Below are 1,699 nucleotides of genomic sequence, written 5' to 3'. Positions count from 1 at the left end.
GTAAGGCGTTGCTTATTTTTTTCAATGTTTTCTCAATTCTATACAGCCCCTAGTATTTGTGCTTTAAGACTGAGCAGGCTTGGTCTGCCTGATTTGGTTTTAGATGCTTCATGCTCTTGCATGGCCTCAAGCATGTCATAAAAGGTGGCTTTATGAATGCCTGTATAGCGTTTAAAACCAGCGTCACTTTGTTTGAGTAGCTTATCTATGTTTGGCATGGTTCCTAAAAAGTTATGAGCGTCTTCTTATTTTAATTCCCTTTGCTACTTTTGCAAGAGGTCTAGTTATCCAACTGCGATTTTCGGTTCAACGACGAAACTTCCTTTTGTCCGTCTTCATTGCAAAAATACCGATACTTAATTTTTACCTATTCTGTTGTACCTCCTTTTTACTTAGCAAGCTCTTGTTTTCTCATGTTCAGTAGCGTACGACTCTTGATCATCACAAATAGAAAAAATGCCATAATAACGATGAGGGTGCCATATAGCAGACTATAATCTTTCATGAATTGTGTGGTATTGAGTACCAACATCAATACCAGCATGATGATAGCAAGCACGTTTATTTTTAATTGCTTATTAATTTCTTCGAGAGTCGCCTCTGCCAAAACAAACTTTCTTTTCTTCTGTCTCATATCATTTACCCACCTGCGTGACTGGTATACGTAACGCTTTTGGTAAACTAAATGTCACGTTTTCCTCAATACCCGACAGCTCGCTTGGCAAAGAACCTCCCCAGTCTTGCAACTGCTGTAGTACTTCTTGAATCAATACCTCGGGCGCTGAAGCCCCTGCCGTGACACCTATACTCTGAACGCCTTCCAACCAGCTTTTATTCATTTCACTGGCATTATCAATTAAATACGCGCGACAATTCATGCGCTCTGCCAGCTCACGCAGACGATTCGAGTTTGATGAGTTGGGTGAACCAACGACTAAAACCACTTCACAACGACCTGCCAAATCTTTAACGGCATCCTGTCGGTTTTGAGTGGCATAGCAGATATCGTCTTTCCGCGGCCCTTGAATACTCGGGAATTTATCGCGCAAGGCATCAATGACGCGCGCCGTGTCATCCATCGAGAGCGTGGTTTGAGTAACAAACGCCAAACGCTCAGCATCTTGCACTGTCAGGGCTTCGACATCGCTCTCATCTTCGACCAAGTGAATGTGACCACCGTGACCGCGGTTGAATCGACCCATGGTGCCCTCTACCTCTGGGTGCCCAGCATGACCTATCAACACCGCGTCCATGCCATCTCGGGCAAATTTAGCGACTTCAATATGCACCTTGGTGACGAGCGGACAAGTGGCATCAAATACTGTCAAGTCTCGACGTTCGGCTTCATCTTCAACAGCTTTTGACACACCATGTGCTGAAAAAATAACGATGGATCCATCTGGGACTTCATCAAGCTCTTCAACAAATACGGCACCGCGATTGGCCAAGTCTGAAACCACAAATTTATTGTGCACCACCTCATGACGGACATAAATAGGAGGCTCGAAACGTGTCAACGCTTGGTTTACAATCGCAATCGCACGATCCACACCAGCACAAAACCCACGCGGATTAGCAAGATAAATTTGCATAAAAAGGCCTATCATTAGATAATTTATATTTAAAACATTGAAAATATAGCTTCAAAAGCTGTAACCCCAATATTGGGATAACACTCATACGTTACTTTAGCCTAATT

General features: G+C 43.4%; 3 protein-coding genes. All 3 read right to left on the bottom strand.

The window, feature by feature from the left end; all coding sequences use genetic code 11:
• Positions 1-38 precede the first annotated feature (38 nt).
• Positions 39-218 carry a hypothetical protein gene (locus L0J61_RS10695; protein WP_301466419.1) on the bottom strand — a complete coding sequence of 60 codons (180 nt, stop codon included), beginning with the start codon at positions 216-218 and terminating at the stop codon, positions 39-41.
• A gap of 170 nt (positions 219-388) precedes the next feature.
• Positions 389-634, bottom strand: a complete 246-nt coding sequence (locus tag L0J61_RS10690; RefSeq protein ID WP_301466418.1) for a hypothetical protein — start codon at positions 632-634, stop codon at positions 389-391.
• Between the two features lies 1 nt (position 635).
• The gene (ispH, locus tag L0J61_RS10685) at positions 636-1,592 is read right to left on the bottom strand and encodes a 4-hydroxy-3-methylbut-2-enyl diphosphate reductase (protein ID WP_301466417.1); all 957 of its coding nucleotides are present in this window, start codon (positions 1,590-1,592) and stop codon (positions 636-638) included.
• Between the last annotated feature and the right edge of the window lie 107 nt (positions 1,593-1,699).

It is taken from the genome of Psychrobacter sp. (assembly GCF_030457785.1).
Taxonomy (GTDB): Bacteria; Pseudomonadota; Gammaproteobacteria; order Pseudomonadales; family Moraxellaceae; genus Psychrobacter.
The sequence above is the reverse complement of the archived record's forward strand: the minus strand, read 5'-3'. Positions and strand labels throughout refer to the sequence as shown.